Below are 25,365 nucleotides of genomic sequence, written 5' to 3'. Positions count from 1 at the left end.
GCTCATAACCCGAAGGTCGCAGGTTCAAATCCTGCCCCCGCAATCTGGTCCGGTAGTTCAGTTGGTTAGAATGCCTGCCTGTCACGCAGGAGGTCGCGGGTTCGAGTCCCGTCCGGACCGCCATTTTATAGCTTTAAAAAGTAAAACGAAACTTGGTTTCGTCTTTTTTTTTATGCTTTTTAACCTTAGAATATATGTTGTAATAATGAAAATAGCTTACTTTGCCCATTGCTGCAAAATAAGGTAAACTACATATAGACTATTCTCCTTAGGATTTATCCTAAGGTTTTTTTGTAATCTTAGATTGAAGTTCTTGAATTTCGAGAACTGTCCGACGTTATCTCCTACTGCCTTGAGGCGACATGGGTGATAAAGGGTTTGTACATTTACTTTTCGCTTATAGATTAGATAATAAAAGGTGTTGAAACATATGAGTCAGTATGAGTTTATCTCAAAGAACCCAGAGGATACGATGGGGTTTTCGGAAAAGCTTGGCAGCCTTCTTCAGCCGGGGGATGTCCTTGCTCTGGAAGGTGATTTGGGTGCAGGAAAAACGACCTTCACCAAGGGGCTGGCCAAAGGGCTTAATATAACACGTAATGTAAATAGCCCGACTTTTACGATTATTAAAGAATACCACGGAAGACTGCCCCTTTATCATATGGATGTATATAGAGTTGAAGATTCCTTTGAAGATCTGGGGTTTGATGAATATTTTGATGGCAATGGGGTCACAGTTGTAGAATGGGCTCATCTTGTCAAAGAACAGCTGCCAGAAGAGTTACTGACGATTTATTTATATCTTGATGATCATGACTCAAGAAGGCTTGTCCTGGAACCTCAGGGCAGACGATATGAGGAATTGTGTAAGGAGATTATGTCATGAAGGTTTTGGCCATAGATACATCCAATTACCCTCTGGGAGTAGCTCTTCTGGATGGCGATCAGGTTATAGGCGAGTATATTACTAATGTAAAAAAGAATCATTCTGTCCGGGTTATGCCGGCTATTGATATTCTAATGAAAGACTGCGGAGTTAAGCCTGCTGAATTAGGTAAAATTGTTGTGGCGAAAGGACCCGGTTCGTATACTGGCGTGCGTATCGGGGTAACGATTGCAAAAACACTGGCTTGGACTTTAAATAAGCCGCTTGTTGGGGTATCTAGTCTTGAAGTGTATGCAGCCTCGGCTGGCAGATACTTTAATGGAGTCATTTCTCCCATATTTGATGCTCGGAGAGGGCAAATTTATACCGGCCTCTATCAGTATAGGGAAGGACAATTAGTATCGGTGATCAAAGACCAGCTCCTGCTTTCAAAAGATTGGGCAGCCCTGCTCTCAGAACAACAGGAAAAGGTCCTTTACATTGGGAATGATTTGCCACTGCATAAAGATGTATTTGCAGAATTCCTTAATGAGCGGGCAGTGTTTGCTTCACCTGCAGAACATAACCCAAGACCGGCCGAACTTGCTTTATTAGGACGGGATCGTGAGGCTGAGGATGTCCATTCTTTTGTCCCTAATTATATTAGGATTGCGGAAGCTGAAGCTAATTGGATAAAAGCAAACAAGGAAAAAAAGTTATAGATGAGGAAGCGGGCGTATGAATAAATCCTTAACTTTCCGTTTGATGAATGAAGAGGATATTGATGATATTTTGGAGATCGAACACAAATCCTTTGCAACACCCTGGAGCCGGGAGGCCTTTTTTAATGAATTAAATCATAACCAGTTTGCTTTGTATGTTGTTTTAGAAGAAGAAAATAAAGTTATAGGATATTGTGGAGCATGGATCGTCGTAGACGAGGCCCACATCACCAATGTTGCGCTGCTCCCTGAATATCGGGGGAGAAAGCTTGGAGAAGCTTTGATGCGGCAGCTAATGGAGCTTGCGTCAGAAAAGGGAGCCATTACAATGACTCTGGAAGTAAGGGTATCCAACTTCACAGCTCAGTCCTTATATCGAAAGCTTGGTTTTCAAAACGGAGCCATCAGGAAGAACTACTACACAGATAATCAAGAAGATGCTTTAGTAATGTGGGTGAATTTATAATGAAAAAAGATCAATGGATCATGGGAATTGAAACGAGCTGTGATGAAACGGCTGTAGCCATCATTAAGAATGGACGTGAAATTGCAGCCAATATCGTTGCATCCCAAATAGAAAGCCATAAACGTTTTGGCGGAGTAGTTCCGGAAATAGCTTCCCGTCATCATGTTGAACAGATAACAATTGTACTGGAAGAAGCATTATTTAAGGCAGGAATCACATATTCTGATCTTTCAGCAATTGCTGTAACGGAAGGACCTGGCCTTGTAGGTGCGCTTCTGATTGGGGTTAATGCCGCAAAGGCAGTTGCCTTTGCTCACGGCATCCCCCTGGTAGGTGTGCATCATATTGCCGGCCATATTTATGCAAACAGGCTGGTGGAAGAAATGGAATTCCCGTTACTTTCCCTGGTAGTCTCCGGCGGACATACAGAATTGGTCTATATGAAGGAGCATGGCCATTTCGAAGTAATTGGCGAGACAAGAGATGATGCTGCAGGTGAGGCATATGATAAAGTTGCCCGGACCTTAAACCTGCCATATCCGGGAGGACCTCACATTGACAGACTCGCACATGAAGGGAATCCAACTATTCAGCTTCCAAGAGCCTGGCTGGAAGAAGGTTCATACGATTTCAGCTTCAGCGGCTTAAAATCAGCGGTTATTAACACTGTCCACAACGCTGAACAGCGCGGGGAGAAAATAGTACCGGAGGATCTGGCGGCAAGCTTCCAGGATAGTGTTATTGACGTCCTGGTAACGAAAACAGAAAGAGCAGTAGAAGAGTATCGGGTGAATCAGCTTTTGCTCGCAGGCGGAGTTGCTGCAAATAAAGGTCTTCGGGCTTCTTTAGAAAAGAAGTTTGGAAATAGAGCCGATATTAAGCTTATTATTCCGCCATTATCTTTATGCACAGATAATGCAGCGATGATAGCAGCAGCAGGAAGTGTCATGTTTGATAAAGGGCACTTCTCCGGTCTGGATCTAAATGCAAATCCCGGTTTGGACATTACTATCCACAACGATAAATAAATAGGAAAAAGTCCCCGACAGCATAGGGGGCTTTTTCTGTGGATAAAATCATTTATTTCAGAATTTTATGTTGATAATGTGGATAAAACCAACTTTAATTGTGGATAATGTGGAAAAGTCTGTGGAGAGTACATATTACTGCGTTTTTCTTGTGATTATCTTTGTGGATAATAAAAAAGACTGGCAGTGACTATTCTACCAGTCTAAAAGTTATGAATATTCTCTTAATCTTCTTCAGCTAAAAGCGTCCATTCTTCCATCAATTCTTCCAGCTTTGCTTTTGCTTCATCTGTTTCATTTGTTATTTCCATTACCTTTTCATGGTCCTGATAAATGTTCGGATCACATAGAAGCTGATCATTAGCATCTATGACTGTTTCTAAGGCTTCTATGTGTTCTTCAATTTCTTCCATTCTTCTTTTTCGCTGGCGTTCGAGCTTCTTAGCTTCTTTATCCTGCTGATAATTATTTTTGTCCTGCTTAACAGGCTGTAATGCGGTGGTGTCTACTTGCTTATTAAGTGCAAGCAATTCCTCCTGCTCTTGCTTTTTTTCTACATAATAATCATAATCGCCAAGATATTCAGTTGCCCCGCTACCGGAAAGTTCAACTACTTTTGTTGTAATCCGGTTGATAAAGTAGCGGTCATGAGAGACAAAGAGAATGGTCCCGGGATAATCGATCAATGCATTTTCAAGAATCTCCTTGCTGTCCAGGTCCAAGTGGTTTGTAGGCTCATCCAGGATTAAGAAATTGGATTTCTGCATCATAAGCTTTGCAAGTGCGAGCCGGGCCTTTTCACCGCCACTCAGTGTTGAAACGATTTTTAGAACATCATCACCAGAGAAGAGAAAGTTCCCAAGTATAGTCCTGATTTCTTTTTCCGGTTTCAGCGGGTATTCATCCCATAATTCGTTCAGGACTCTTTTATTGCTTGTGAGCTCTGCCTGTTCCTGGTCATAGTACCCAATTGTCACATTGGAACCGTACTGAATCTCTCCTGAAAAAGAAGGGATCTTTTTGATGATGGTTTTAAGCAATGTGGACTTGCCAATTCCATTTGGTCCTACAAGTGCAATGCTGTCGCCTCTTGCCAGCCGCATTGAAATATTCTCGCTGACTTTCTCTTCGTAGCCTATAGCTAAAGAATGTATATTTAAGACCTCATTGCCCGACTGACGTTCAATGTCAAATCCAAAGGAAGCCGATTTCTCGTCTCCAAGCGGCCTGTCCATCACGTCCATTCTGGCCAGCTGCTTTCTGCGGCTTTGTGCCCTTTTGGTTGTGGAGGCCCGGGCGAGGTTCCGCTGAATGAAATCCTGCAGCTTAGCGATTTCTTCCTGCTGTTTCTCGAATTGCTTCATTTCTTTTTCAAGATTAGCCGCTTTTTGATCCAAATAGGAACTGTAGTTTCCTGGGTACTTTCTTATTTGGTGGCGGGAAATTTCGTAAACCTGGGAAACAACCTTATCAAGAAAGTAGCGGTCATGTGATACGATTAAAATGGCACCGCTGTAGCTTTGCAAGAATTGTTCGAGCCACGATAACGTTTCTATATCAAGATGGTTGGTAGGCTCATCCAGGATTAAAATATCAGGTTTTGTGAGCAGAAGTTTACCAAGGGCGAGCCTTGTTCGCTGTCCGCCGCTCAATGATGAAATTTTAGTATCATAGCCCATTGAGCTGAAATTGAGTCCATGGAGAATGGAACGGATATCTGCTTCATATTGATAGCCGCCATTTTCTTTGAAATCAACCTGAAGTTTGTCGTAATCTTTTAATACGCGTTCATAGGCATCAGAATTATTTAGGATATCAGGATCTGCCATTTGTTCTTCAAGGCTGCGAAGCTGTTTTTCCTGTTTTTGCAGATGACTGAAAACAGTCAGCATTTCATCCCAAATGGATAATTCCGATTCAAGGCCTGTATTTTGTGCAAGATAGCCAATGGTTGCTTCCTTGGGCTTTATAATCTCACCGGAATCATACGTCATGTGTCCCGCAATTATTTTCAAAAGGGTGGATTTTCCCGCACCATTGCGTCCTACAAGGGCAATCCGGTCCCTGGTTTGTACTTCAAGCTTTATATTCGTTAAAATGGGATCAGCGCCAAAACTTTTTGCCAGCTGATTGACTTGTAATAGTATCATGTTCTTTCACCTCGGGTATAGAGTAAGTGTAACTCATTCATATATGTTCGGCAATAAAGGAGACAGGACTATAAGCACGCCTGAAGGGCATTGAAGCATAAAAAAAGGTAAATAAATATGTGAAGAACCTTACAATGCGCATACAAAGTAACGGAAAAATAGTGTATGATTTTGAAGAGAGGTGTTTTTAAATGGCGGATTTTACTCATTTTAATCAAGAGGGCAGGGCAAAAATAGTGGATGTCAGCGATAAGCCCGAGACATCAAGGACGGCTATTGCTCAATCAAGTATTGCGGTGAATCAGGATATATACGAGAAGATCACTTCCAACTCCTTGAAAAAAGGGGATGTACTCGCCGTTGCACAAACGGCAGGCATTATGGCGAGCAAGAAAACATGGGACATTATTCCGATGTGCCATCCGCTGCCACTAAAGGGTGTGGACATTTCATTTTCATGGAAAGCAGAAGAGGAAGAGTGCGTCCTCATCATAACGGCTTCTGTTAAAACAAAAGGAAATACGGGTGTGGAAATGGAAGCGTTAACAGCTGCTTCTGTCTGTGCGCTGACCGTTTATGATATGTGCAAGGCTGTAGATAAAGGAATGGTAATCGGACCAACCTTTTTAATAGAGAAAACCGGCGGCAAAAACGGAGATTTTAAACGAAATTAATTCATCATAAGAAATGGGGATGGACGAATGGCCAATGAACCGATTAAGATACCGCAGGCAACAGCTAAGCGGCTGCCTTTATATTACCGCTTCCTAAAAAACCTTCATTCCTCAGGCAAACAAAGAGTCTCATCAGCAGAGTTGAGTGAGGCGGTTAAAGTGGATTCTGCAACGATTCGCCGTGACTTTTCGTACTTCGGTGCGTTAGGGAAAAAAGGCTATGGATATAATGTGAATTACCTGCTGGGCTTCTTTCGGAAGACTCTTGACCAGGACGAGCTTACCAAAGTTGCTTTGGTCGGAGTAGGGAATTTAGGAACGGCCTTTCTTAACTATAATTTTCTTAAAAATAATAATACGAAAATAGAAGTGGCATTTGATGTGGATGAGAGCAAGGTTGGCACAAAAATCGGCGATGTGCCGGTCCATCATATGGATGACCTTGAAGAAGTGATTGTTAAAAATAATATTCAGGTGGCGATCTTAACAGTGCCTGCACCTCCTGCCCAGGCGATTACTGATCGGATGGTGAATGCGAAAATAAAAGGAATCCTTAACTTTACACCTGCGAGGCTCACTTTACCGTCCTCGATTCGGATTCACCATATCGATCTGGCGGTGGAATTGCAGTCATTGGTATATTTTCTGAAAAATTATCCTGAAGAAGTGTAAAAAAATGAGCCTTTTACGGGCTCATTTTTTCGTTTTAAAATGCTGGCCAATCAAGCGGAGACCGGTGCCAAAATCAAAGGTGGCAATTAGCATCAGAAAATAAGTGAAGAATCCCCAGGTTTCTTCCCGCTGGGTATTCTGGATGGCAATAAAGGTGAAAAGACATCCGAGAAGGATGTAAATAAAGCCTGAAAACAAAGGTGTGCTTCTCATGATAATCCCCCAATAATTTTAAAACTCGACAGCATTACGCTATGCTAGAAAAAGCTGATAAAGCTCTGCATGTTTTCCATTTCCTTTAACCACTTTTCAATATTATCCTGATTCAGCTGAACAACCGCAACAAAGGTGTTCATCGCTACATGGGCAAAAATCGGCACGATGATCCGCTTCGTCTTGACATATAAAAAGGCAAAGGTGAATCCCATTGCGGAGTATAACAGTACATGCTCAGGCTCAAAATGGGCCAGAGCAAAAATGACCGAGCTGATCAGGGCTGACAGGAAGAAGTTGAAGCGCTTGTGAAGAGAGCCAAAAATAACCTTTCTAAAGACGATTTCCTCAAGAATTGGCCCGATGACCGAACTGATTAAGATGACGATTGGCGATGCTTCAATAATTCGGATAATCTGCTGTGTATTTTCAGATCCCATTTCAATCCCAATCAGGTTCTCAATGCTTGCAGCAGTAGCTTGAGCAATCAGGGCCAAAAATATGCCTCCAATAGCCCAGCCCACAGAGCCTGCAACAGAAGAGGAATCCCTGTCCAGTCCCCGTTTCATTTCTTTCCTTAGTAATAGAAGCGTAATAATCAGCGTAATCGTGAAACTGATTACGAGCCAGTAGGCCACAGCCAGAATCTGCATATTTTCCGGATTCTTTCCGAGGGCATCGGCAGCTAATAAAACGAGCGGAACGCCAAAAAAGGTTGAAAGCTGCATGGCAATATAGGCGATTAAAATAAACCAGTATTCCTTTTTCAAAGTATTTTGCTCCTTAATCTAATGTTGGAAACAAGTCCTACAGCCATTGTACTCTTTATAAGGAGGGGGTTTCAAACATCAGCATCAAAGAGAGACCTGTTATGGTTAAAATGTGTGTTTCAGCGGCATACTTAAGAGGTTGTCCGTGTCGAAAAGTAGCGGGTAAGCGCAAATGAATTTTTTTATAAAAAATTTAAGCTTCACCCTTGCAAATAGAAAAGAGATTCATTAATATAATAATTGTGTTAGCACTCAAACAGAGAGAGTGCTAATAAATAAAAATATTTACATATTATTTGAGGAGGTTGTTTCACTTGTTAAAGCCACTAGGTGATCGAATCATTATCGAGCTTGTTGAAACTGAAGAAAAAACTGCAAGCGGCATCGTACTGCCGGACACTGCTAAAGAGAAGCCTCAAGAAGGCAAAGTTGTAGCTGTGGGAACTGGCCGCGTTCTTGAAAATGGTGAGCGTGTTGCCCTTGAAGTTGCTGATGGCGACCGTATCATCTTCTCAAAATATGCCGGTACCGAAGTGAAGTACGAAGGCAAAGAATACTTAATTTTACGTGAAAATGACATTCTTGCTGTAATTGGCTAATCGCTGATCAGTTGTAGTTTAAAAGATAAAGTGAAAATTTTTGAGGAGGTTTTTATCAATGGCTAAAGAGATTAAATTTAGTGAAGAAGCTCGCCGCGCAATGCTTCGCGGTGTAGATTCCCTTGCAAATGCGGTAAAAGTAACTCTTGGACCTAAAGGACGCAACGTGGTTCTTGAGAAGAAATTCGGTTCACCATTAATCACGAATGATGGTGTGACAATCGCGAAGGAAATCGAACTTGAAGATGCTTTCGAAAACATGGGTGCGAAGCTTGTTGCTGAAGTAGCAAGCAAAACAAACGATGTAGCCGGTGACGGTACAACTACTGCGACTGTTCTTGCTCAGGCAATGATCCGTGAAGGCCTTAAGAACGTAACTGCTGGCGCTAACCCAATGGGAATCCGCAAAGGAATTGAAAAAGCGGTTTCTACTGCTGTTGAAGAATTAAAAGCTATTTCAAAACCTATTGAAAACAAAGAATCTATCGCACAGGTTGCTGCAATTTCTGCTGCTGACAATGAAGTTGGACAGCTGATTGCTGAAGCAATGGAGCGCGTTGGCAACGACGGTGTTATCACTATCGAAGAATCTAAAGGATTCACAACTGAGCTTGATGTGGTAGAAGGTATGCAGTTCGACCGCGGATACGCTTCACCATACATGGTTACAGATTCTGATAAGATGGAAGCGGTTCTTGAAAACCCTTATATCTTAATCACTGATAAGAAGATTACAAGCATTCAGGAAGTCCTTCCTGTACTTGAGCAGGTTGTACAGCAAGGCAAGCCTTTATTGCTTGTAGCTGAAGATGTTGAAGGTGAAGCACTTGCTACATTAGTAGTGAATAAGCTTCGCGGAACATTTAATGCAGTAGCGGTTAAAGCTCCTGGCTTCGGTGACCGCCGTAAAGCTATGCTTGAAGATATCGCGATCCTGACTGGCGGTGAAGTAATCACTGAAGAGCTGGGCCGTGACCTTAAATCTGCTACAATCGATTCTTTAGGACGCGCTTCTAAAGTGGTTGTTTCAAAAGAAAACACGACGATCGTTGAAGGTGCTGGAGACAGCGCGCAAATCGGCGGCCGTGTGAACCAGATCCGCACTCAAATGGAAGAAACAACTTCTGAATTTGACCGCGAAAAATTACAAGAGCGCCTTGCTAAGCTAGCTGGCGGTGTGGCAGTAGTTAAAGTTGGTGCTGCTACTGAAACTGAATTGAAAGAGCGCAAGCTACGCATCGAAGACGCCCTAAACTCTACACGCGCAGCTGTAGAAGAAGGTATCGTTTCCGGTGGTGGTGTTGCCCTTCTAAACGTATACAACAAAGTGGCTTCTATCCAGGCTGAAGGCGACGAAGCTACAGGTATCAACATTGTACTTCGTGCAATGGAAGAGCCTGTACGCACAATTGCCCACAATGCAGGCCTTGAAGGTTCTGTAATCGTTGACCGCTTAAAGCGCGAAGAAGTTGGAACAGGCTTCAACGCTGCTACTGGCGAGTGGGTAAACATGATCGAAGCTGGTATCGTTGACCCAACTAAAGTAACTCGTTCAGCACTTCAAAACGCTGGATCTGTTGCAGCTATGTTCTTAACTACTGAAGCAGTAGTTGCTGACAAGCCAGAAGAAAATCCTGCTCCTGCAATGCCTGATATGGGCGGCATGGGTGGAATGGGCGGCATGATGTAATCATCCACCCATAAACGTTGATATACCAAGGGTTGAGGGCTATTGTGGTAGCCTTCAATCTTAAAAAAATCACATTTCGCTCACATTTCCTGCGATTTTGTGATTTGAAGAATGTTGCTGAAATGATTTTTAATCCTTTCGGCAGCATTCTTTTTCATTTTATCTGTAACATGTGTATAGACCCTCATTGTCGTTTTCATATCATCATGGCCAACTCTTTTCATAATGGTAGGAAGATCGATGCCAGCCTCGGCCATCATGCTAATATGTGTGTGTCGAAAGATATGAGGAGTTGCATGCTTCTTTATAGATGTCTTTTTTAAAATCCTTTCCATCCGAACGATTATGTTTTTTTGAATAAAGGGGTAACCGTTCTCTCTGCAGAAAATAAAATTGGCATCGTGATAATCAGGATACTTAAGCCGGTTAGATAATTTTATTTTATTTTGCTTCTTCTTATGGGATTTAAGCAATTCCATTATGTCATCGTCAATATCGAATGTCCGGATAGATCCCGGGGTCTTAGGGGGAGTCAATTCATATTTTTTCATGTTGTTGTCTGGGTTATATAATGTCTTTGTAATTCGAATTTCGTTAGTCTCCCAATTGATATCTGACCATTTTAAAGCGCAAAGTTCACCTGAACGCATACCGGAGAAAGCGAGCAAGTAAAAGCGCTCAAGATCAAACTCAAGTCCATGTTTCTTAACTGCTTCCAGAAATTCAAATAGCTCATCACGCTCCAAGTATTCTTCCTCAATGGTCTTATTCTCAATATCCTCTACAGTAAGCTTCTTAACTGGGATAACTGCTCCAGTACAAGGGTTATCTTTCCTCATCTTCTCTTTGATCGCATATTTAAAAATCATATTAGCTGTTACATGGACGCCTTCAATAGTGGTCTTTGCATACTCTTTGTCATCCAGGTCATTCAGTATCTTTTGATGCATTCTTGGTATGACTTTATCAATGTTCACCTTGGCAATATACCTTAGAAGAATCTTTATTTCCTTCTCTCGAACACGAACAGTGCTGGATTTCACTTTGCTTTTTGCATAGATATTAAGCCACTCCCAGGCCACTTCCTCAAATGGAAGTTTCTTTACTTTTTTCTCGTCAATTCCATCTTCTTGTAGTTTCCGGATGGCAGCTATTACTTTCTTTTCTGCTTCTTTTTTGGTATCAGCTCGCCTGGATATTTGCTGGCGCTTTCCCGTAACAGGGTCAGGGGGACCGTCGGCTACACATCGCCATTTGTACCCTTGCTTGTTATTAGCGGGGATTTTACTGAAATAAGCCAAGACTGTTCACTCCTTAAATAAACTTTTTATATAACTCTTCATAAAATAAAGAGGAGTTAACTTTATTCTCAAAAACTTCTAGTCTCTTTTTGGCAAAAATGTGTGTAACCTTAAAAACCTCTGCGATATAATAAATTGCTTCACTTCGGGTATTTGGTAGCTTTAATTTAAGCAGCATAAATGTAGGTACACAAAAATGTAATGCAAAATACCGTGCCTGGAACTCTTGCAACTGTATAAACTTCTCTGGCATATTCAGCTGATTTCCATAGTGCCGATATGAATGGCACAATTCGTGTCCAAATTCCTCCCATTGTTCCTCGTTGCTCAACCTTTCATCTATAATCACTTCTTTCTTATAAATACGGCTTGAAATATCCATATATGTAAGAGACATTCCTAAGCGATAGATAATTTCATTAATGTCAAGTTGATGAGGGTAATAGATTCCAATATCGTAATAAAAGTCCCTAATCCAGTCTTCTAACAAGGTTGTTTGATATTTCATTAAGAACCTCCAAAAGCAGGAATATATGTTCGGTTATACAGTGAAAAGAAAAGCCCATAAGGGCATTTTTCCTTTAATTGTCGTTTGGATCTCCAGCGGAAAGCATTATTCCAATTTGGTCGGATCCCTGAAGGTGGTATCTCACACCGTTTTTCTCAACAGTTCCGTCTAGCTTATTTATGTCGATATTTTCTCCTTTGAAACCCAAGTCTTCAAGAACTTGTGCTCTTTCCTCTGGAGAGAGGGAAGGGTTAGTAGTTGCTATTAACTGACCCATCAATAAAAGATTATCAGTAGCGGTTCGGGCTGTACCGTCTCCTTGGAGAACTAACACCACATCTCTCACACTCTGATCATTTTTATTAACTGTCCCAATTATTGCTGATTGTTTAGAGAATAATAATTTAAATGTGTCCTGCTTGGGACCTTCTTCAACTTCCAGATTATCCAAAGGGAAAGTACTCCCAAGCTGACTATTAACTGTATTCCATTTTTCTTTGAATTCTTCAGTTGTATAACCTAAGGTACCTATCTTTTCATTTGTACTAGCTTCAACATCTTCAGATTCTTCGGAACTTGCTTCTTGTTCATTCTGTTCTTTAGTTGCTTTCTCTTTAGCGGCAACTTCTTTTTCAGTTTTGTTTTTTGATTGTTCTTCAGCCTTTTTCTCCTCTGCAGCAGCCGTTTCAGCTTTTTCTGCATCGCTTTCAGTAAATCCATCAACCGCAGCAAACAAAATTAATAAATACACAATCGAGGCAAATACCATTTTCCATTTCTTTTTGGAGCGGAAACCTAAAATTTTGTTGTACCACTTGCGTTCTAGCAAAATAGTATTAATGCCATTCTCTTGAAGATGCTTTATAAGGTCGTTTGAATCAACTTGTAATTTGAATCCATTGTCAAAATCATAAAGAGTAGTAAGAGCAAACTTATCAACCTTAACTGATTGAAAATCACTCCAGGATAAAGACTTTATAAGTCTAACATTCTCCAAAACTTCTTCATTATTTTCAACCTTTTTACTTGCCAAATATATCTCAAAACCGTCATTTGTAATGATCATATAATCAATACCGTTTGACCCGTTAGTCTTGTCAGTCACTTTATAAATACGATTGTTTTTAAAAATACTGCCTTTAAAATGTTCGGCAAGTAGTTTCTCTATAGGTACCCTTTTTATCTTTTGTTTCTCCTCTGCCATTCTCATGACTCCCCTTTGAATATATATGTATTTTTGGGTAACATATCCAGTTAAGCCCGAAATAAAAACACGCAGCTGCGTGTCTTGCTATTTCTTGTCTCGGTCCCTAATGATCTCCCAAAACTTTATAAGTTCTTCTATCTTTTCTTCTGGTGCATCCATCAAGTCTTTAAAAAATACTTGAGTTTTAGGATTAAGGAACTCTTCCCACATTTCATCTGGTGAATTCGTGCTTTGATTGCCTGTAAGTATGTAATCAATAGTAACTTCATACAAATCAGAAAGCTTTTTTAGTATTTCGTAATCGGGCTGCCTCTTTCCGGATTCATAACTTGAGAGTGTGTTATTTTTTATTCCGATTTTGTCAGCAACAAATTTTTGTGTATATCCTTTTTTGTCTCTGCACTTTCTTAATCTTTCTCCAAAGTCCATAGGAACCACTCCCAAAATTATTACTTCATTTCCCATATTAACACCATTTCTCTATTCGAGAAATAAAATTCACAAAAAGAGAATAAAACGCTTTACATTCTCGAAATGAGAATATATAATCAAGGTACAAGGTTCACGAAATGAGAATATAAGGTGGTGTAGCCATGAAGGAGCAACTTGGAACCCGTATCAAAGAATTGAGAACAGAGAAGGGTATGACCCAAACCGATTTCGCTAGGAAAATTGGATATAAGCACCCTTCAATTATTAGTGAAATTGAGTCAGGTAAAAAAGGAATAAGCGCTGAAAAGTTACCCCAAATAGCAAAAGTGTTAGGTGTAGAAATTAATTCGCTTTTTTTTGTCGAAAAAGTTCACAAATCGAGAATAAACGTTAATACAGCTTAAATGGAGGTGCTGAATATGCAAAACACCTTAAAAGAACTTGAGCAGCAGATTGCCAGCCTTCAGTTGCAAGCGTTAATCCAAAAAGCTTATGAGCAGGGAGTCGAAGATGGACGATCTAAATTTTCTACTCCATCGATCATGACCCGGACTGAGGCCATGGAGTTTCTCAAATGTGGGGCCACCACTATGTCAGAACTTATGAGGCGCCCAGACTTTCCGGTTATAAGAGAGTTCGGTGTCAGAATCCCAACTCACTTGCTGATGAAATGGATAGAAAAGCATACGAACTGGGTTGAACAAAACACCAAATACTTTGACAAGGAGGCCATCTAATGAATCAACTACAACCCATTAGCCAGGAAGGAAAGAGAGTATTAACCACTATCCAGCTGGCGGAATCCTTCGGTACTGATGCAAAAATTATTAATCGTAATTTCCAACGAAATGCAGGTCGGTATGAGCAAGGTAAGCACTATTTTGCTTTATCGGGTGAAGACTTAAGAGAATTCAAAGGGTCGCGTCAATTTGACGACAGCCTGAAATTCACATCAATTCTTTACCTCTGGACAGAAAAAGGAGCTTGGCTTCATGCCAAATCATTAAATACTGACCAGGCATGGGATGCTTACGAAATGCTTGTTGATGAATACTACACGATTAAAGAAAATGTCGTTCCTTTATCAAAAGATCAGGCCCTTGTCACTGTCCTAAGAACAACAGCCGATCTTGTGGAAGATACCCAAACAATAAAAGCTGAACAGCAAGAAATCAAAAAACTTATGCATGAAATTGATCACAAAGTTGAGGAGCAAATCACTCTTACCAGTGGCGAACAGCGCCGATTGCAAAAAGGAATTGCTCAGAAAGTTTACCAGGTTGAGAGTGACCCTAAAGTCCGGCCAAGGCTATTCAGGGAACTCCACCGTGAGATTAAAGATCGTTTAGGTGTTGCCAGCTACAAAGACGTCAAGCGTAAGGAGCTGCAGTCAGCTCTACGCTACATAGAGAATTGGATTCCTAGAAAAGTTTCATGAGAGCGAAGGCACCGAACGAAGCTGCCAGGCCCAAAAGATTCGGTGCACTTCCTTCATAAATATATTTTAATAGCAAACTAGTAAAAAATGGGTTCCATAGTGGAACGGTTCCAAGTTAGAACATGAAGGGAGGGTAAGAGAAGTGACTTTCGGCGCAGTCTTGAAAGCATGTCGGGAGCGAGCAGGACTTACACAAGAGGAAATTGCAGAAAAGCTTCATCGTTCACGGAGTTGTATTTCAAAATTCGAATCAGATAAAAAAACTCTGGATGTCACAACTTTAATCAGATGGACAGATGTAACAGCAGCCAAAGATGTTGCTTGTGCGATCGTGACAGGTGTGGATCCAGTGTTGATACTACAGCAGTTAATGCCATTAATAGGAGGGTTTATCACATGGATTTAACCAAGAGAGAAAGGCTGGAACACTTAATTAAGAAGTGGAAAAGCAAGGGAGTAAAGATTGATTGGGCTGTAAGAATCAGCGTTCCAAAGGAGGGTTAATCAGTGGATTTAGGTTATGTACTAGCAATGATATGTGCAACTTATTTTGTCTTAATTATGGGGATCTTGATTGGAGATTTTACATCAGAACAAAAAGAAAAGCAGTAAGCTCTTGCACAGCTAACTGCCACTCACTCAACACCAGGATATAAATCTATTCTATCACCAATAGGATTGGGCGGCAAGAACCTTTGTTCCTGTCGCGATAAGTCGGAGCGGATATCTACCACCCCCACCCCTCTTACGTTTCGGCTTATCGCGGTGTGAACAAAGCACCAAATACATAGAGAGGAGGATACATGATGGATCATCCTACCGTGAACCGAATTCAGCGGACGGGCTTTCCGAATATGCTTGCCCAGCCGGAACATTCTGGAATCGATTATTTTGGCGTCGAAATCCTTGAAGGTGACGACATTGTGGAATATGACGGTGAAATCATCTTAAGGGATAACTTGGAGCGGTACTTAACAGAAGTCATGGAATTTGAATTTAAAACGGCATGAAAAAGACTCCTGTTGGGAGCAGGAGTCCGATATTTGAAACATTATAGTACCGTCATCATAGCACATTGCCTGATGGCGGTAAAGGGAGGACTTAATAGTGGCCATTAATGCAGTATCTACTAAAGAAATGAGCCGTTATGAATGGATGCAAGAACGTGCAAAGGGAATCGGCGGAAGTGATGCAGGAATCATCCTAGGAGTAAATAAATACCGCACTGCTTTTGAGCTTTGGTTAGAAAAAACAGGCCAGGTGGAGCCTCAGGAAATTGATAATGAAGCCATTTACTGGGGCAACGAAATGGAGAATGTAATTGCCAAGGAATTCGAAAAGCGTACAGGTAAAAAAGTACGCCGTACAAATTTCATGTATAGCCATAAGGAACATCCTTTTATTAAAGCTAATGTGGACCGGTTGATCGTCGGGGAATCAGCGATTCTGGAATGCAAAACAGCTAGCGCTTATCTGGCTAAAGAGTGGGAAGGCGAAGAGATCCCCGCCAGTTACCTTGTTCAAGTCCAGCATTATCTTGGTGTCACAGATAAGGAAAAAGGTTATATCGCAGTTCTTGTCGGCGGAAACAAGTTCATCTGGAAAGAAGTTGAGCGGGACCAGGAGCTCATCGATATGATCTTCAATGCTGAAAAACACTTCTGGGAATATCACGTTCAGCAAGGGCATGCTCCTGAGTTGGATGGATCCAGTGCAGCGGAGCAGTATCTGAAAGAAAAGTACGATCGTGCAGAAAAAGATAAAGAAATTGTTCTTCCGTCTGATTTTAAAGAGTTGTTTGTTCAATACGAGAAAGTGAAATCAGATGAAAAGCTCATTAAAACAGCCAAGACGGAAATTGAAAACAAGATTAAAGCGGAACTAAAGGATGCTGAAACAGGTATTACAGACCAATTTGTGGTCACTTGGAAGAATCAGAGCAGAAATAGTGTTGATTCCAAGGCTCTTAAAGAGAAGTTCCCGGACATTTACAAAGAGGTGCTGAAAGAATCCTCTTTCCGAATATTTGCTGTAAAGGAGATTAACTAATGGCAACAAATTCGGCTTTAAAAAATCAATTAGCCAATAAACAAGAGATGGCAGCTAAGCAAGTTTCTGCCCAGTCTCTTGGTCTTAAAGGCTTACTGAATACACCTACTATGCAAAAGAAATTCGAACAGGTATTAGCAAAAAAGGCGCCACAATTCATGGCATCTGTCCTTAACTTATATAACGGTGATGTTGGACTGAGAGAAGCAGAGCCGATGTCCATTGTCTCGAGTGCAATGGTTGCTGCCTCTCTCGACCTTCCGGTTGATAAAAACTTAGGGTATGCCTGGATCGTTGCCTTCTATGATTCAAAGAAGGGGCATAAGGCAGCACAGTTCCAGCTGGGCTATAAAGGCTATATTCAGTTGGCATTAAGAAGTGGGCAGTATAAGGCCATTAATGTTATCCCTGTTTATGAAGGGGAGCTCCTTAAGTGGAATCGCCTGACGGAGGAAATTGACCTTGATTTGGATGCTAAGAAGAGTGATAAAGTCATCGGTTATTGTGGATACTTCAAATTGGTTAACGGCTTTGAAAAGACAGTGTACTGGACCCGGGATGAGGTAGAGGTACACAGGATAAAGCACAACAAGGCAAAGGATAAAAAGTCTCTCAATAATGTCTGGCGTTCCGATTACGATGCTATGGCTATGAAAACGGTTCTGAGGAACATGTTAGGCAAATGGGGCATCTTATCTATCGATATGCAAAAGGCTTTCACAGAGGACGAGCAGGAACGTGAATTGAAGGATATTACAGATGAGGCCAATGAATATGAGGAGCCTATCCCCTTTGATTCACAAGAGCAAGAGGAGCCTGCAGCCAATGATGAACCTGAGATCATCGATGCAGACCCTAAGAAGAAAAAGAATAACAAGAATAATAAGAAGATGTCCGCAGAAGATTCTATGGACATAGATTTCGAAGATGCATAACAAAACAAATGTCCTCCTTCCAGAGTGGATCTGGGAGGAGGCTAAGGATAAGGAACATTTGAAAAAGCTTGTCCTACAGTATATGCGTCGATATCCGGATTATACGATAAAAGGTGTTAAAAACAGAATGGCAATATGCATTAGAAATTAGGTGATACGGTGCCCGAAAGTTATCCATTTCCAACTTATTCAGGATTATTAGAGCCGGAACATTACAAAAAGATAGGATCAGCATTGTGGCTATTTCTCTGGTGCGTCAGCTCCACAACCAAAGAGATTGAACGTGATGGAGTAACCTGGGGCATCGTGTTAGGAAATAAGCCATTAAAACGTGCTGAGCTTGCTGAACCATTTGGAGTTAGTGAAAGGACTGTACAGAGGTGGCTGGATGATCTGGAAGCTCATGGCTATATAAAGATCACCCGAGCTCCTTATGGCTACATTTTGACTGTGAAAAACTCCAAAAAATACAACAAAGAGAGAGTGGACAAAAATGTCCAGTCTGACGGAGACCGGTCAAAAACGTCCAGTCCAGAGTGGACAGAAATGACCAGTCATGTGGACAAAAGTGTCCACTCTAATAAAGATATTACAAAGATAAATAATACTACTATTACTATTACTAAAGAAAATGACCCAGTGGATATAATCGCTGAAAGATTCATAGAGTTACGAACGATGCTAGAGGGACGCACTGCCTATCCTTCAACTAAAGACTATGAAGCAATCGCCCGGATTGTCGCCCGTGGTATGCCGTTGCCACAAACAATCAAATTGCTTGAACAATGTTTTGAGGAATACAGGGAGCGTCAGCCTGATGGAGCAATTAAAGTCTTTGGTTATTGTGAGAAATACATTACAGACCAATACAAAGCCTTAATCGCCAGGGATCAGGCCAAAGAAGCAGCAAAAAATATTAAGCCATTTAAACCAAATAATTCTTATCAACCAAAAGGCAGGCGGTCAAAGCCGATACGGACGGAAATGCTGCCAGATTGGTTTGATGAATCTAACCAGCCTAAACAGCAAACATCGCAGAATAACGAGGATGACAAAGCTAAGAAAAAGGCTGAATTACAGGAAAAACTAAAAAAATTGAAATCAGGGAGCTGAAACCATGGGGATCCTTTATGAGTCCGTTATCCAGCAAAAAAGGAATATCCTCATCAAGAGATTAGCAGAATTGAATATTTCTAAAGCACAGTCTGGCAAGAGCATTCATGACTGCGATTACGAAGAACTGAAATATGAACTTGTTCTGGCATCTTTTCGAGAATTTGATACGGAAGCTACAGAAAACACTTGGTACTGAAAGGAGTAATGAAAATGGACATCAAGAATGTTAAGCCTGCTACACGTTGTCCAAAATGTCGGGCTAAGGGTACGGTGATAAGCCATCGCAATGACATATTGCTGCTTGAATGCAGAGACTGCAATCGTCGCTGGAATACTTACTCTAAAACTTGCAGGGATTGCGGAAAGCCCAACTATTACTACGTGGAGGGGCCATGTGTTAAATGCTATTCACTAAAGCACAACGCCATATGAATCTTAAAACCGCAACCTTGGGGCAGTTACTCTACATAGCAAGATACGAGGATAAGGATGCGGCTCATAGAGAATTGAGAAGGAGGATAGCACTTGGAAGCTATGAACCAACTGAAAATATTCATTTGTCCGGCTTGCAATCGGCCACTGAGGAGCAAAAAGAGCATCGCGAAGGGGATAGGTCCCGTTTTTGAAAGAAAGCTCGAGAAGCTCAAGAATGAGCCGGATGAAGACCAACTGAAAATGGAGTTGAAGGATAGGAAATGAGCAAGTATGGCAACAAGATCACAATGCTCGACGGCCACAAGTTTGACAGCCTGGCTGAGTCAAAATATTACGAGCAGCTGAAATGGCTGAAACAGGCCAAGCAAATAAAATCCTTCAAACTGCAGCCACGGTACTTGCTCCAGGAAGGATTTAAAAAGAACGGAAGAACTATCAGGAAAGTGGAATACATTGCGGATTTTGAAGTGAAGCATTTGGATGGATCCATTGAAGTTATCGATGTTAAGGGAGTGGAGGCAGAGGCCTTTAAGCTAAAGCGAAAGTGGTTCGATAGGCTCTATCTATACCGGCTTTCTGTTATATCGTATGACGAGAATCTTGGATTCATCGAACTGGATAAATTGAAAAAGCTGAAAAGAAAGGCTGTGAAGAAAGGTGCAAAGCGCTCTGTCCATAAAAGAACGGTCAGAAGATAAGGGAGTTACCATGCTGCAGGGCATTTGTTTGGATGATAGCCAATCGGCCGTCCTGGCTAAGGGGAAAAGTTATTATCTCTTTCCGAACGGATCAAGTTACTATTATGTGTCGAAATTCCCTAACAAAAATGCCCATACAGGATGCTACGAAGCAAATATGTTTGCCATTTGTGAAGAGGAGATTTGGCCTGAAGAACCAGAGGTCAGGAAGATTGAGTTGGATCCGGAAAAAGTGTATAAGGCATCCCTCATTTGGAGGAAGCAAGGTTATCAGTCTACCGAGCTGAAAGAATACTATATAGAGCCCAAGGACACACATGCCTATTTCTTTCATGATCGGGAGCTCAATAGGTGCGGTGGCTGCTATCTCCTCCATTGGTTTACAGGGTTTGTTGAAGTCACAGAAGAGAATGAGCAGATAAGCGAGGAAATGGTTCTCGAATTTGAGGAAAACGATCACATTTATACAGAAGATGTACAGGAGTTTAACGGATATGAGCAATTATCGCTCTTTTAGGGGGTGCAGGTTTGGAAACTAGTAAAAAACCATTTACAAAAGGCCCGGCGCCTGAAGAGTTGCCGTTTTAATAAACAAAATTTGTATTATGTTTCTAAATTAAAAGATCATCAAAATGATGACCTTTAACTATCTTGTTCAGCAAGCCAATCAGAGTAGGAATCATCAGCCATTGCCTCAACATCAGGTTCAAATGAATATTCAAACCTTGCAATATCAAATAATCTCTCAAAATCATCAAAATGCTGAGAAAAGAAATGAATTGTTAATTCGTAACAATTCTTGAGGTCTTCAATAAAAGTTTGATATTCTTCTTCGTTCATTTCCAGAGCATAATGCATGATCTCATTGCGTTTTTTGGTTAGGTTGTCCAATGAAGTTCTTAAGTTTTCGGGAACCTCAATGTCACAAAGTAAAAACAGCCTTCGTATAGCTTCATGAAGTGAAACAGTTTTTAAATTGGGTTTTGCTTCAAACACTGTTGATTTATTTTCTTTTATCATTATGGCTTTTGCTTGCATATAAGCAGAAATGTCGCTAAAGATTAGAAAATCATGCTTCTGTTTTAATAAATATTTAAACAAAATTTCATTTGCATGATTTAAGGAAAGAGTAGCATCTTTTATATGGTGGTCACTTCCTTCATCCAGATATCTAGCATTATCTAGAGAATTAAAAGCTGCTTTTAATGAATCAACACCATTTTCAAGTAAAGAGAATTTCATTATTTTTCACCTCCCTTAAGGTTATTATAACGAAACTTTCCTGTGAATCTAATTTTTATTAACAAAAGAATTGTCAACTTCCCAGGCGGTGATGGAATGAAACAATTAGACCTATTCTCCTTCGCCCTGGAAGATCAAATCATCGATTTAAGACAGGGAGAGGAGATAGAGTTTTTCAGAGGTAAGGAACGGCTGCTGATCCGGAAGCATGAAAGGTACCAGGACGTTTGTTTTTATCAGGGGCCAGGCTTCTCTGGTTATGCTCTACACATTGACAAAAAAGGTATATCTAGTGGATTAGATATCTTTGTATCAAGCATTGAACGGTGGCTGGATGGACAGGGTTTGAGGGAAACAAAAGAGTAAAAGTGTTTCGCTGCAGACATAAAAAGCGACATAGGAGGAAGGTATATGAAAACTCTTTGTAGTGAATGTGAGTATCAATCTAACCTAAATTCTTTAGGTGAAATATGCCCCATATTTAATTTTATCTGTTCTACAGAATTCATCAGCAATGTATATCGATAGTCGTCTTAACTCAATTAAAAATAAAAGCCAGGATCTCTCCCAGCCCAACCACTTAAATTATATCACGGGAGGGGTCCTGGATGAAAGAAGCTGCCAGCATTATTGATCAAATCGAAACTCTGTTAAGGGATTACCATTGGATGAAAAAAGAAGTAGATCGCCTCCAAAAATATCTATATGGACGGCCTGCACCAATGAGAAGCTGGGGTGTTGCTCAGTACGGTATTGAAGCTGCAATGCCAAAGGGAAGCTCAGGTAAAAGCCAAGTGGAGCTAAGAAACCTAGATATAAGAGAAGAGCGGTTGCATAAGCGGTTAGAAAGGTTAGAAGAACGAGTATATGCAATTGAATATGCTGCCGAATTACTGGGGGATGAAAGGGAAAGAGTTATTTATGATTGCATCATTGACGGTATGTCTTTCAGAGAAATCTCATATCATATTGGAATATCAAGAAATCAGGTCAAAAAAGCCAAAGAAGCCATTTTGAACCAATTGAGCCAAAAAAGCCAGTTTGTGCATCTTTTGAAATTGGAAAAAAAAGCTGTGTAAAATGGGAGGCAGGACGGAGCGGAAATTCTAATTAGGTTTAAACAAATATTTTTCCTTGATGACACCTTGAGGTGGCGATTTCATAATAATTTAGGTTAAAATTAATCTAAAATATTGAGGAGATTTAACCTTGAAAACCATACTTATTTTAGGTGTTTTGTTTTTTACAGCCCCCGTTCTTGTAGCAAGTCTATTAGAAATGGGTATTTTTAGTTTTGCTAAGGGAGAAGTTGATACATGGATAACTTTTTGGGGGAGTTATCTTGGTGCGATAGTCAGTGCAAGTGTTGTTTATTTTGTTGCACAGCTGCAGATAAAAAAGCAGCAAGAGCTACAAATTGAAGCTATAAGAATTGAAAATGAAAATTCAACTCGAAGAGAGATGAAAAATTTTTATTTGAAGAATAAACTAGAAAAAATTGAGGAAATGCAAAACTCCCTTAAAAAGTTGGCAACTTTAAATATTAACTTAAATAACGATCTGTTAACTTTTGCAATAACGAAAGATGCTATAGATCGAGGTATAAAGAGTAACAGAAATGATGACGATCCTATTGAAAGGATTTATCTGTTAAGAACAAACTTGAGAAAACAACATCTTGAAATGACTGAAGCTTTGTTAAAATTGAATGTTTTAGATGACTATATTCAAGGATTAAGCGGAAAAATATTTGACTTGCATGAAGAATTTCAAGGTTTATATGAAGAAGTGAGAAATTGTTATTATTCAGATGAAAAATATAAAGAATATTTAAGCTTACCAAATGAAAGAAGATTTATAACGGATAATTCCGAAATAATCAATAGGAAGATTAGTCAATTAAGCTTTAATGATTTGCAAGCTTTATTAAGGAGTATATTGAATGAAATAGAAAATTATATGAAATGATTAGCACCCATTGTGGTGCTTTTTCTTTTACAAAAATTAGACAGGAGGTAGGTGCCATGTAATGAACTGGGATGAAATTAGAAAAGACTTTGAGACCTCCAAAATCACATTAAAGGCTCTTGCTGAAAAACACGATGTCAAAATCGGTACATTAAAAAGCAGAAAAAGCCGTGAAGGATGGTCAAGGGATCCAACCAAAAACAATGCAACCAGAAAGCAAAAGGTTGCAACCCTGGAACCTGTGATTGAATCCTCAGATTTAAACGATAAGCAAAAGTTATTCTGTCTTTACTACATCAAGTATTTCAATGCTACTAAGGCATATCAAAAAGCTTATGGAGTTGATAGAAATACTGCTGAATCTATTGCTTATAGGTTGATGGGGAATGATGGAGTAAGAAGGGAAGTTGAGCGACTGAAACAAGAACGATTTAATGGAGTCTTGTTGGATGCTCAAGCTGTCCTCCAGAAGTACATCGATATCGCATTTGCTGACATAACAGACTTTGTTGAATTCGGGCAAGAGAAAAGGCGAGAACTCGATCATAACCTTGAACCAATGATTGATGAAAACGGTGATGAGGTCACTTATTCACATAGCTACGTTCAACTTAAGAATCATGAAGAGGTAGATGGCACCCTGATCACTGAGGTTAAGAAAGGCAAAGATGGTGTCTCTGTTAAGCTTGCTGACCAGATGAAAGCCCTGGAGTTCTTATCGAAATACACTGATCTCCTGTCTGAAAATGACCGAAAGAAGTTGCAGCTGGAGAAGCTTAAGGCTGAAACAGCGAAGATCGAGGCAGAGACTAAACAAGAGGGCGGTAGCGGCGGTAAGGTTGTTATCGTTAATGACAAAGAAGCTATGAGGAAGGCGTTAGAAAATGACAGTCAAAACGATTAATGTCATGGATTTAATGAACGTCAACTTTTATTCCCTCTGGCTTGCTGAAGAGTCTCATGTAGTCGCAAAAGGCGGCCGTTCATCGATGAAGTCCTCTGTCATTAGCTTGAAGCTTGTGATTGATTTTCTGGATGATGACCAGGGCAATGTGGTTTGTCTCAGGAAAGTTGCGAAATATCTTTCCACTTCCATCTATGAGCAAATCAAATGGGCCATTTACATGCTAGGCGTTGAGGATGAGTTTTATTTCGGAAAATCCCCTTTGCTGATACGGCATAAAGACACAAACACGGCTTTTTATTTTTACGGTGTAGACGATCCGATGAAGATTAAGTCAGCCAAGATAGCAAAAGGATATGTCATGGCCTTATGGTTTGAGGAAGCTGCTGAATTTGCTGGAGTTGAGGATATCGATATTGTCGAGGATACATTTATCCGGCAAGAGATCGAAGGGAAAGAGGTTAAGGTGTTCTTCTCCTACAACCCTCCCAGGAATCCATACAGCTGGATCAATGAATGGTTAGATACCAAAGCAGGCGATGAAGATTACTTTATCCACCATTCAACTTATCTCGATGATAAGAAAGGTTTTCTATCAGAGCAGATGATCCGGAAGATCGAGAAGTACAAGGAAAATGATGAAGATTACTGGCGATGGATGTATGCCGGTGAGGTTATTGGTCTTGGAGACATGGTTTACAACATGGCTTATTTTAAAGAGATTGATGAGCTGCCGAAAGATGATGATATTGTTCTTATCGATATTGCCATTGATACCGGGCACCAGGTCTCAGCAACAACTTACCTGGCTTTTGGCTTTACAAAAAAGCGGAATGTTATTTTACTCGATACCTTTTACTATAGTCCGGAAAACAAGGTTATTAAACTGGCTCCAAGCGAGCTCTCTAAGAAGCTGAAAGACTGGATGGATAAGGTTAAGCAAACCTATAACCGCAATTTTGACATGCAGACAATTGATTCTGCAGAGGGCGCATTAAGGAATCAGTTCTTTAAAGACTATGGAATCAGGCTTCATCCGGTAGCAAAGAAAAAGAAAATAGATATGATCGATAACGTCCAGGACTTATTAGCGCAGGGGCGTTTTTTCGTGCTTAAAACAGCGGCCAATGAGATTTTTCTTACCGAACATAAAAAGTACCAATGGGATGCTGATACCTTGCAGAGCGATGATCCGAAGGTCATAAAGATTGATGATCACACTGTCGATGCATTCCAATATTATGTTCAGGATAATTTGAGAAAGCTTGGATTGAAATATTAAG

The 25,365-nt window shown here is 40.6% G+C and carries 33 protein-coding genes and 1 tRNA gene; 26 read left to right on the top strand and 8 right to left on the bottom strand.

What is annotated here, in order from left to right:
• Positions 1–46: 46 nt before the first annotated feature.
• The 5 genes from M3205_RS06440 (at position 47) to tsaD (ending at position 3,081) form a co-directional block, all read left to right on the top strand.
• Positions 47–123: transfer RNA gene (locus M3205_RS06440), tRNA-Asp, on the top strand.
• Between the two features lie 307 nt (positions 124–430).
• Positions 431–886, top strand: coding sequence for a tRNA (adenosine(37)-N6)-threonylcarbamoyltransferase complex ATPase subunit type 1 TsaE (gene tsaE, locus M3205_RS06435; RefSeq protein ID WP_251169158.1), 456 nt, complete (start codon positions 431–433; stop codon positions 884–886).
• A complete protein-coding gene (tsaB, locus tag M3205_RS06430; RefSeq protein ID WP_251169157.1) occupies positions 883–1,587 on the top strand; it encodes a tRNA (adenosine(37)-N6)-threonylcarbamoyltransferase complex dimerization subunit type 1 TsaB in 705 nt (234 codons plus the stop codon). Before tsaE ends, tsaB begins: the two co-directional genes overlap by 4 nt.
• Before the next feature lie 16 nt (positions 1,588–1,603).
• Complete coding sequence (rimI, locus tag M3205_RS06425) at positions 1,604–2,053, top strand: ribosomal protein S18-alanine N-acetyltransferase (protein WP_251169156.1); 450 nt, start codon at positions 1,604–1,606, stop codon at positions 2,051–2,053.
• Complete coding sequence (tsaD, locus tag M3205_RS06420) at positions 2,053–3,081, top strand: tRNA (adenosine(37)-N6)-threonylcarbamoyltransferase complex transferase subunit TsaD (protein WP_251169155.1); 1,029 nt, start codon at positions 2,053–2,055, stop codon at positions 3,079–3,081. Before rimI ends, tsaD begins: the two co-directional genes overlap by 1 nt.
• 224 nt (positions 3,082–3,305) lie before the next feature.
• On the opposite strand, the gene M3205_RS06415 is transcribed toward tsaD, so the two are convergent.
• Positions 3,306–5,231 carry an ABC transporter ATP-binding protein gene (locus M3205_RS06415; protein WP_251169154.1) on the bottom strand — a complete coding sequence of 642 codons (1,926 nt, stop codon included), beginning with the start codon at positions 5,229–5,231 and terminating at the stop codon, positions 3,306–3,308.
• 191 nt (positions 5,232–5,422) lie between these two features.
• Between M3205_RS06415 and moaC the strand changes: the two genes are divergently transcribed.
• A complete protein-coding gene (gene moaC, locus M3205_RS06410) occupies positions 5,423–5,905 on the top strand; it encodes a cyclic pyranopterin monophosphate synthase MoaC (protein ID WP_251169153.1) in 483 nt (160 codons plus the stop codon).
• Between the two features lie 27 nt (positions 5,906–5,932).
• Complete coding sequence (locus M3205_RS06405; protein WP_251169152.1) at positions 5,933–6,577, top strand: redox-sensing transcriptional repressor Rex; 645 nt, start codon at positions 5,933–5,935, stop codon at positions 6,575–6,577.
• A 21-nt stretch (positions 6,578–6,598) separates the two neighbouring features.
• Here M3205_RS06405 and M3205_RS06400 read toward each other — a convergent pair whose 3' ends face one another.
• Together M3205_RS06400 and M3205_RS06395 are read right to left on the bottom strand one after the other, a co-directional pair.
• The gene (locus tag M3205_RS06400) at positions 6,599–6,790 is read right to left on the bottom strand and encodes a YdiK family protein (protein ID WP_095246172.1); all 192 of its coding nucleotides are present in this window, start codon (positions 6,788–6,790) and stop codon (positions 6,599–6,601) included.
• A 44-nt stretch (positions 6,791–6,834) separates the two neighbouring features.
• A complete protein-coding gene (locus M3205_RS06395) occupies positions 6,835–7,560 on the bottom strand; it encodes a CPBP family intramembrane glutamic endopeptidase (protein ID WP_251169151.1) in 726 nt (241 codons plus the stop codon).
• A gap of 314 nt (positions 7,561–7,874) precedes the next feature.
• Between M3205_RS06395 and groES the strand changes: the two genes are divergently transcribed.
• On the top strand, positions 7,875–8,159 hold the full coding sequence (gene groES, locus M3205_RS06390) for a co-chaperone GroES (protein WP_009336289.1): 285 nt from the start codon (positions 7,875–7,877) through the stop codon (positions 8,157–8,159).
• Positions 8,160–8,217: 58 nt separating this feature from the next.
• Positions 8,218–9,849 carry a chaperonin GroEL gene (gene groL, locus M3205_RS06385; RefSeq protein ID WP_251169150.1) on the top strand — a complete coding sequence of 544 codons (1,632 nt, stop codon included), beginning with the start codon at positions 8,218–8,220 and terminating at the stop codon, positions 9,847–9,849.
• Between the two features lie 80 nt (positions 9,850–9,929).
• On the opposite strand, the gene M3205_RS06380 is transcribed toward groL, so the two are convergent.
• The 4 genes from M3205_RS06380 to M3205_RS06365 all read right to left on the bottom strand — a co-directional run bounded on the left by M3205_RS06380 (position 9,930) and on the right by M3205_RS06365 (position 13,294).
• Positions 9,930–11,150 carry a tyrosine-type recombinase/integrase gene (locus M3205_RS06380; RefSeq protein WP_251169149.1) on the bottom strand — a complete coding sequence of 407 codons (1,221 nt, stop codon included), beginning with the start codon at positions 11,148–11,150 and terminating at the stop codon, positions 9,930–9,932.
• Between the two features lie 13 nt (positions 11,151–11,163).
• Positions 11,164–11,658 (bottom strand): ImmA/IrrE family metallo-endopeptidase, encoded by a 495-nt coding sequence (locus M3205_RS06375; RefSeq protein WP_251169148.1) that lies wholly within the window; start codon positions 11,656–11,658, stop codon positions 11,164–11,166.
• A gap of 73 nt (positions 11,659–11,731) precedes the next feature.
• The gene (locus M3205_RS06370) at positions 11,732–12,862 is read right to left on the bottom strand and encodes a hypothetical protein (protein WP_251169147.1); all 1,131 of its coding nucleotides are present in this window, start codon (positions 12,860–12,862) and stop codon (positions 11,732–11,734) included.
• Positions 12,863–12,949: 87 nt separating this feature from the next.
• Complete coding sequence (locus tag M3205_RS06365) at positions 12,950–13,294, bottom strand: helix-turn-helix domain-containing protein (protein WP_251169146.1); 345 nt, start codon at positions 13,292–13,294, stop codon at positions 12,950–12,952.
• A gap of 164 nt (positions 13,295–13,458) precedes the next feature.
• Here M3205_RS06365 and M3205_RS06360 point away from each other — a divergent pair, with 164 nt between their 5' ends.
• From M3205_RS06360 to M3205_RS06305, 12 genes are all read left to right on the top strand, one after another.
• Complete coding sequence (locus tag M3205_RS06360; RefSeq protein WP_251169145.1) at positions 13,459–13,701, top strand: helix-turn-helix domain-containing protein; 243 nt, start codon at positions 13,459–13,461, stop codon at positions 13,699–13,701.
• A gap of 15 nt (positions 13,702–13,716) precedes the next feature.
• Entirely contained in the window at positions 13,717–14,034 is a 318-nt protein-coding gene (locus M3205_RS06355) for a hypothetical protein (protein ID WP_251169144.1), read from the top strand.
• Complete coding sequence (locus M3205_RS06350; RefSeq protein WP_251169143.1) at positions 14,034–14,735, top strand: ORF6N domain-containing protein; 702 nt, start codon at positions 14,034–14,036, stop codon at positions 14,733–14,735. The genes M3205_RS06355 and M3205_RS06350 overlap by 1 nt, the downstream gene beginning before the upstream one ends.
• A 142-nt stretch (positions 14,736–14,877) precedes the next feature.
• Positions 14,878–15,141 (top strand): helix-turn-helix domain-containing protein, encoded by a 264-nt coding sequence (locus tag M3205_RS06345; RefSeq protein WP_197199780.1) that lies wholly within the window; start codon positions 14,878–14,880, stop codon positions 15,139–15,141.
• Between the two features lie 397 nt (positions 15,142–15,538).
• On the top strand, positions 15,539–15,745 hold the full coding sequence (locus M3205_RS06340; protein WP_251169142.1) for a YqaI family protein: 207 nt from the start codon (positions 15,539–15,541) through the stop codon (positions 15,743–15,745).
• A 127-nt stretch (positions 15,746–15,872) separates the two neighbouring features.
• Positions 15,873–16,784: a YqaJ viral recombinase family nuclease gene (locus tag M3205_RS06335; protein WP_251169162.1), complete on the top strand. Its 912-nt coding sequence runs from the start codon at positions 15,873–15,875 to the stop codon at positions 16,782–16,784.
• The gene (locus tag M3205_RS06330) at positions 16,784–17,719 is read left to right on the top strand and encodes a recombinase RecT (protein WP_251169141.1); all 936 of its coding nucleotides are present in this window, start codon (positions 16,784–16,786) and stop codon (positions 17,717–17,719) included. The genes M3205_RS06335 and M3205_RS06330 overlap by 1 nt, the downstream gene beginning before the upstream one ends.
• 159 nt (positions 17,720–17,878) lie before the next feature.
• Positions 17,879–18,832, top strand: a complete 954-nt coding sequence (locus M3205_RS06325; protein ID WP_251169140.1) for an HTH domain-containing protein — start codon at positions 17,879–17,881, stop codon at positions 18,830–18,832.
• A gap of 4 nt (positions 18,833–18,836) precedes the next feature.
• Positions 18,837–19,031 (top strand): hypothetical protein, encoded by a 195-nt coding sequence (locus M3205_RS06320; protein WP_251169139.1) that lies wholly within the window; start codon positions 18,837–18,839, stop codon positions 19,029–19,031.
• Between the two features lie 338 nt (positions 19,032–19,369).
• Positions 19,370–19,534: a DUF6011 domain-containing protein gene (locus tag M3205_RS06315; protein ID WP_396105261.1), complete on the top strand. Its 165-nt coding sequence runs from the start codon at positions 19,370–19,372 to the stop codon at positions 19,532–19,534.
• Complete coding sequence (locus M3205_RS06310; RefSeq protein ID WP_251169137.1) at positions 19,531–19,968, top strand: DUF1064 domain-containing protein; 438 nt, start codon at positions 19,531–19,533, stop codon at positions 19,966–19,968. The genes M3205_RS06315 and M3205_RS06310 overlap by 4 nt, the downstream gene beginning before the upstream one ends.
• A 10-nt stretch (positions 19,969–19,978) precedes the next feature.
• On the top strand, positions 19,979–20,485 hold the full coding sequence (locus M3205_RS06305; RefSeq protein ID WP_251169136.1) for a hypothetical protein: 507 nt from the start codon (positions 19,979–19,981) through the stop codon (positions 20,483–20,485).
• 125 nt (positions 20,486–20,610) lie between these two features.
• Here M3205_RS06305 and M3205_RS06300 read toward each other — a convergent pair whose 3' ends face one another.
• Positions 20,611–21,210, bottom strand: a complete 600-nt coding sequence (locus M3205_RS06300; protein ID WP_251169135.1) for a hypothetical protein — start codon at positions 21,208–21,210, stop codon at positions 20,611–20,613.
• A gap of 96 nt (positions 21,211–21,306) precedes the next feature.
• On the opposite strand from M3205_RS06300, the gene M3205_RS06295 reads away from it, so the two are divergent.
• The 5 genes from M3205_RS06295 to M3205_RS06275 all read left to right on the top strand — a co-directional run bounded on the left by M3205_RS06295 (position 21,307) and on the right by M3205_RS06275 (position 25,364).
• Positions 21,307–21,576 carry a hypothetical protein gene (locus M3205_RS06295; protein WP_251169134.1) on the top strand — a complete coding sequence of 90 codons (270 nt, stop codon included), beginning with the start codon at positions 21,307–21,309 and terminating at the stop codon, positions 21,574–21,576.
• Between the two features lie 242 nt (positions 21,577–21,818).
• Positions 21,819–22,289, top strand: coding sequence for a sigma-70 family RNA polymerase sigma factor (locus tag M3205_RS06290; protein WP_251169133.1), 471 nt, complete (start codon positions 21,819–21,821; stop codon positions 22,287–22,289).
• A 130-nt stretch (positions 22,290–22,419) separates the two neighbouring features.
• A complete protein-coding gene (locus tag M3205_RS06285; RefSeq protein WP_251169132.1) occupies positions 22,420–23,178 on the top strand; it encodes a hypothetical protein in 759 nt (252 codons plus the stop codon).
• 61 nt (positions 23,179–23,239) lie between these two features.
• On the top strand, positions 23,240–24,082 hold the full coding sequence (locus M3205_RS06280; RefSeq protein WP_251169131.1) for a terminase small subunit: 843 nt from the start codon (positions 23,240–23,242) through the stop codon (positions 24,080–24,082).
• Complete coding sequence (locus M3205_RS06275; RefSeq protein WP_251169130.1) at positions 24,063–25,364, top strand: PBSX family phage terminase large subunit; 1,302 nt, start codon at positions 24,063–24,065, stop codon at positions 25,362–25,364. Before M3205_RS06280 ends, M3205_RS06275 begins: the two co-directional genes overlap by 20 nt.
• Position 25,365: the final 1 nt, after the last annotated feature.

The sequence above is a fragment of the Cytobacillus firmus genome, assembly GCF_023715565.1.
Classification (GTDB): Bacteria; Bacillota; Bacilli; order Bacillales; family Cytobacillaceae; genus Cytobacillus; species Cytobacillus firmus_C.
This window is presented reverse-complemented; position numbering and strand designations above follow the sequence as displayed.

Coding starts and splice junctions, on each gene's coding strand:
- M3205_RS06350 (WP_251169143.1), top strand. CDS start 14,034: ATGAATCAACTACAACCCATTAGCCAGGAAGGAAAGAGAGTATTAACC.
- M3205_RS06405 (WP_251169152.1), top strand. CDS start 5,933: ATGGCCAATGAACCGATTAAGATACCGCAGGCAACAGCTAAGCGGCTG.
- M3205_RS06295 (WP_251169134.1), top strand. CDS start 21,307: ATGAAACAATTAGACCTATTCTCCTTCGCCCTGGAAGATCAAATCATC.
- M3205_RS06305 (WP_251169136.1), top strand. CDS start 19,979: ATGCTGCAGGGCATTTGTTTGGATGATAGCCAATCGGCCGTCCTGGCT.
- M3205_RS06315 (WP_396105261.1), top strand. CDS start 19,370: ATGAACCAACTGAAAATATTCATTTGTCCGGCTTGCAATCGGCCACTG.
- tsaE (WP_251169158.1), top strand. CDS start 431: ATGAGTCAGTATGAGTTTATCTCAAAGAACCCAGAGGATACGATGGGG.
- M3205_RS06300 (WP_251169135.1), bottom strand. CDS start 21,210: ATGAAATTCTCTTTACTTGAAAATGGTGTTGATTCATTAAAAGCAGCT.
- M3205_RS06330 (WP_251169141.1), top strand. CDS start 16,784: ATGGCAACAAATTCGGCTTTAAAAAATCAATTAGCCAATAAACAAGAG.
- M3205_RS06360 (WP_251169145.1), top strand. CDS start 13,459: ATGAAGGAGCAACTTGGAACCCGTATCAAAGAATTGAGAACAGAGAAG.
- M3205_RS06280 (WP_251169131.1), top strand. CDS start 23,240: ATGAACTGGGATGAAATTAGAAAAGACTTTGAGACCTCCAAAATCACA.
- M3205_RS06340 (WP_251169142.1), top strand. CDS start 15,539: ATGATGGATCATCCTACCGTGAACCGAATTCAGCGGACGGGCTTTCCG.
- groL (WP_251169150.1), top strand. CDS start 8,218: ATGGCTAAAGAGATTAAATTTAGTGAAGAAGCTCGCCGCGCAATGCTT.
- M3205_RS06310 (WP_251169137.1), top strand. CDS start 19,531: ATGAGCAAGTATGGCAACAAGATCACAATGCTCGACGGCCACAAGTTT.
- tsaB (WP_251169157.1), top strand. CDS start 883: ATGAAGGTTTTGGCCATAGATACATCCAATTACCCTCTGGGAGTAGCT.
- M3205_RS06275 (WP_251169130.1), top strand. CDS start 24,063: ATGACAGTCAAAACGATTAATGTCATGGATTTAATGAACGTCAACTTT.
- M3205_RS06335 (WP_251169162.1), top strand. CDS start 15,873: ATGAGCCGTTATGAATGGATGCAAGAACGTGCAAAGGGAATCGGCGGA.
- M3205_RS06290 (WP_251169133.1), top strand. CDS start 21,819: ATGAAAGAAGCTGCCAGCATTATTGATCAAATCGAAACTCTGTTAAGG.
- M3205_RS06415 (WP_251169154.1), bottom strand. CDS start 5,231: ATGATACTATTACAAGTCAATCAGCTGGCAAAAAGTTTTGGCGCTGAT.
- rimI (WP_251169156.1), top strand. CDS start 1,604: ATGAATAAATCCTTAACTTTCCGTTTGATGAATGAAGAGGATATTGAT.
- M3205_RS06365 (WP_251169146.1), bottom strand. CDS start 13,294: ATGGACTTTGGAGAAAGATTAAGAAAGTGCAGAGACAAAAAAGGATAT.
- moaC (WP_251169153.1), top strand. CDS start 5,423: ATGGCGGATTTTACTCATTTTAATCAAGAGGGCAGGGCAAAAATAGTG.
- M3205_RS06375 (WP_251169148.1), bottom strand. CDS start 11,658: ATGAAATATCAAACAACCTTGTTAGAAGACTGGATTAGGGACTTTTAT.
- M3205_RS06355 (WP_251169144.1), top strand. CDS start 13,717: ATGCAAAACACCTTAAAAGAACTTGAGCAGCAGATTGCCAGCCTTCAG.
- M3205_RS06320 (WP_251169139.1), top strand. CDS start 18,837: ATGGGGATCCTTTATGAGTCCGTTATCCAGCAAAAAAGGAATATCCTC.
- M3205_RS06370 (WP_251169147.1), bottom strand. CDS start 12,862: ATGGCAGAGGAGAAACAAAAGATAAAAAGGGTACCTATAGAGAAACTA.
- tsaD (WP_251169155.1), top strand. CDS start 2,053: ATGAAAAAAGATCAATGGATCATGGGAATTGAAACGAGCTGTGATGAA.
- M3205_RS06400 (WP_095246172.1), bottom strand. CDS start 6,790: ATGAGAAGCACACCTTTGTTTTCAGGCTTTATTTACATCCTTCTCGGA.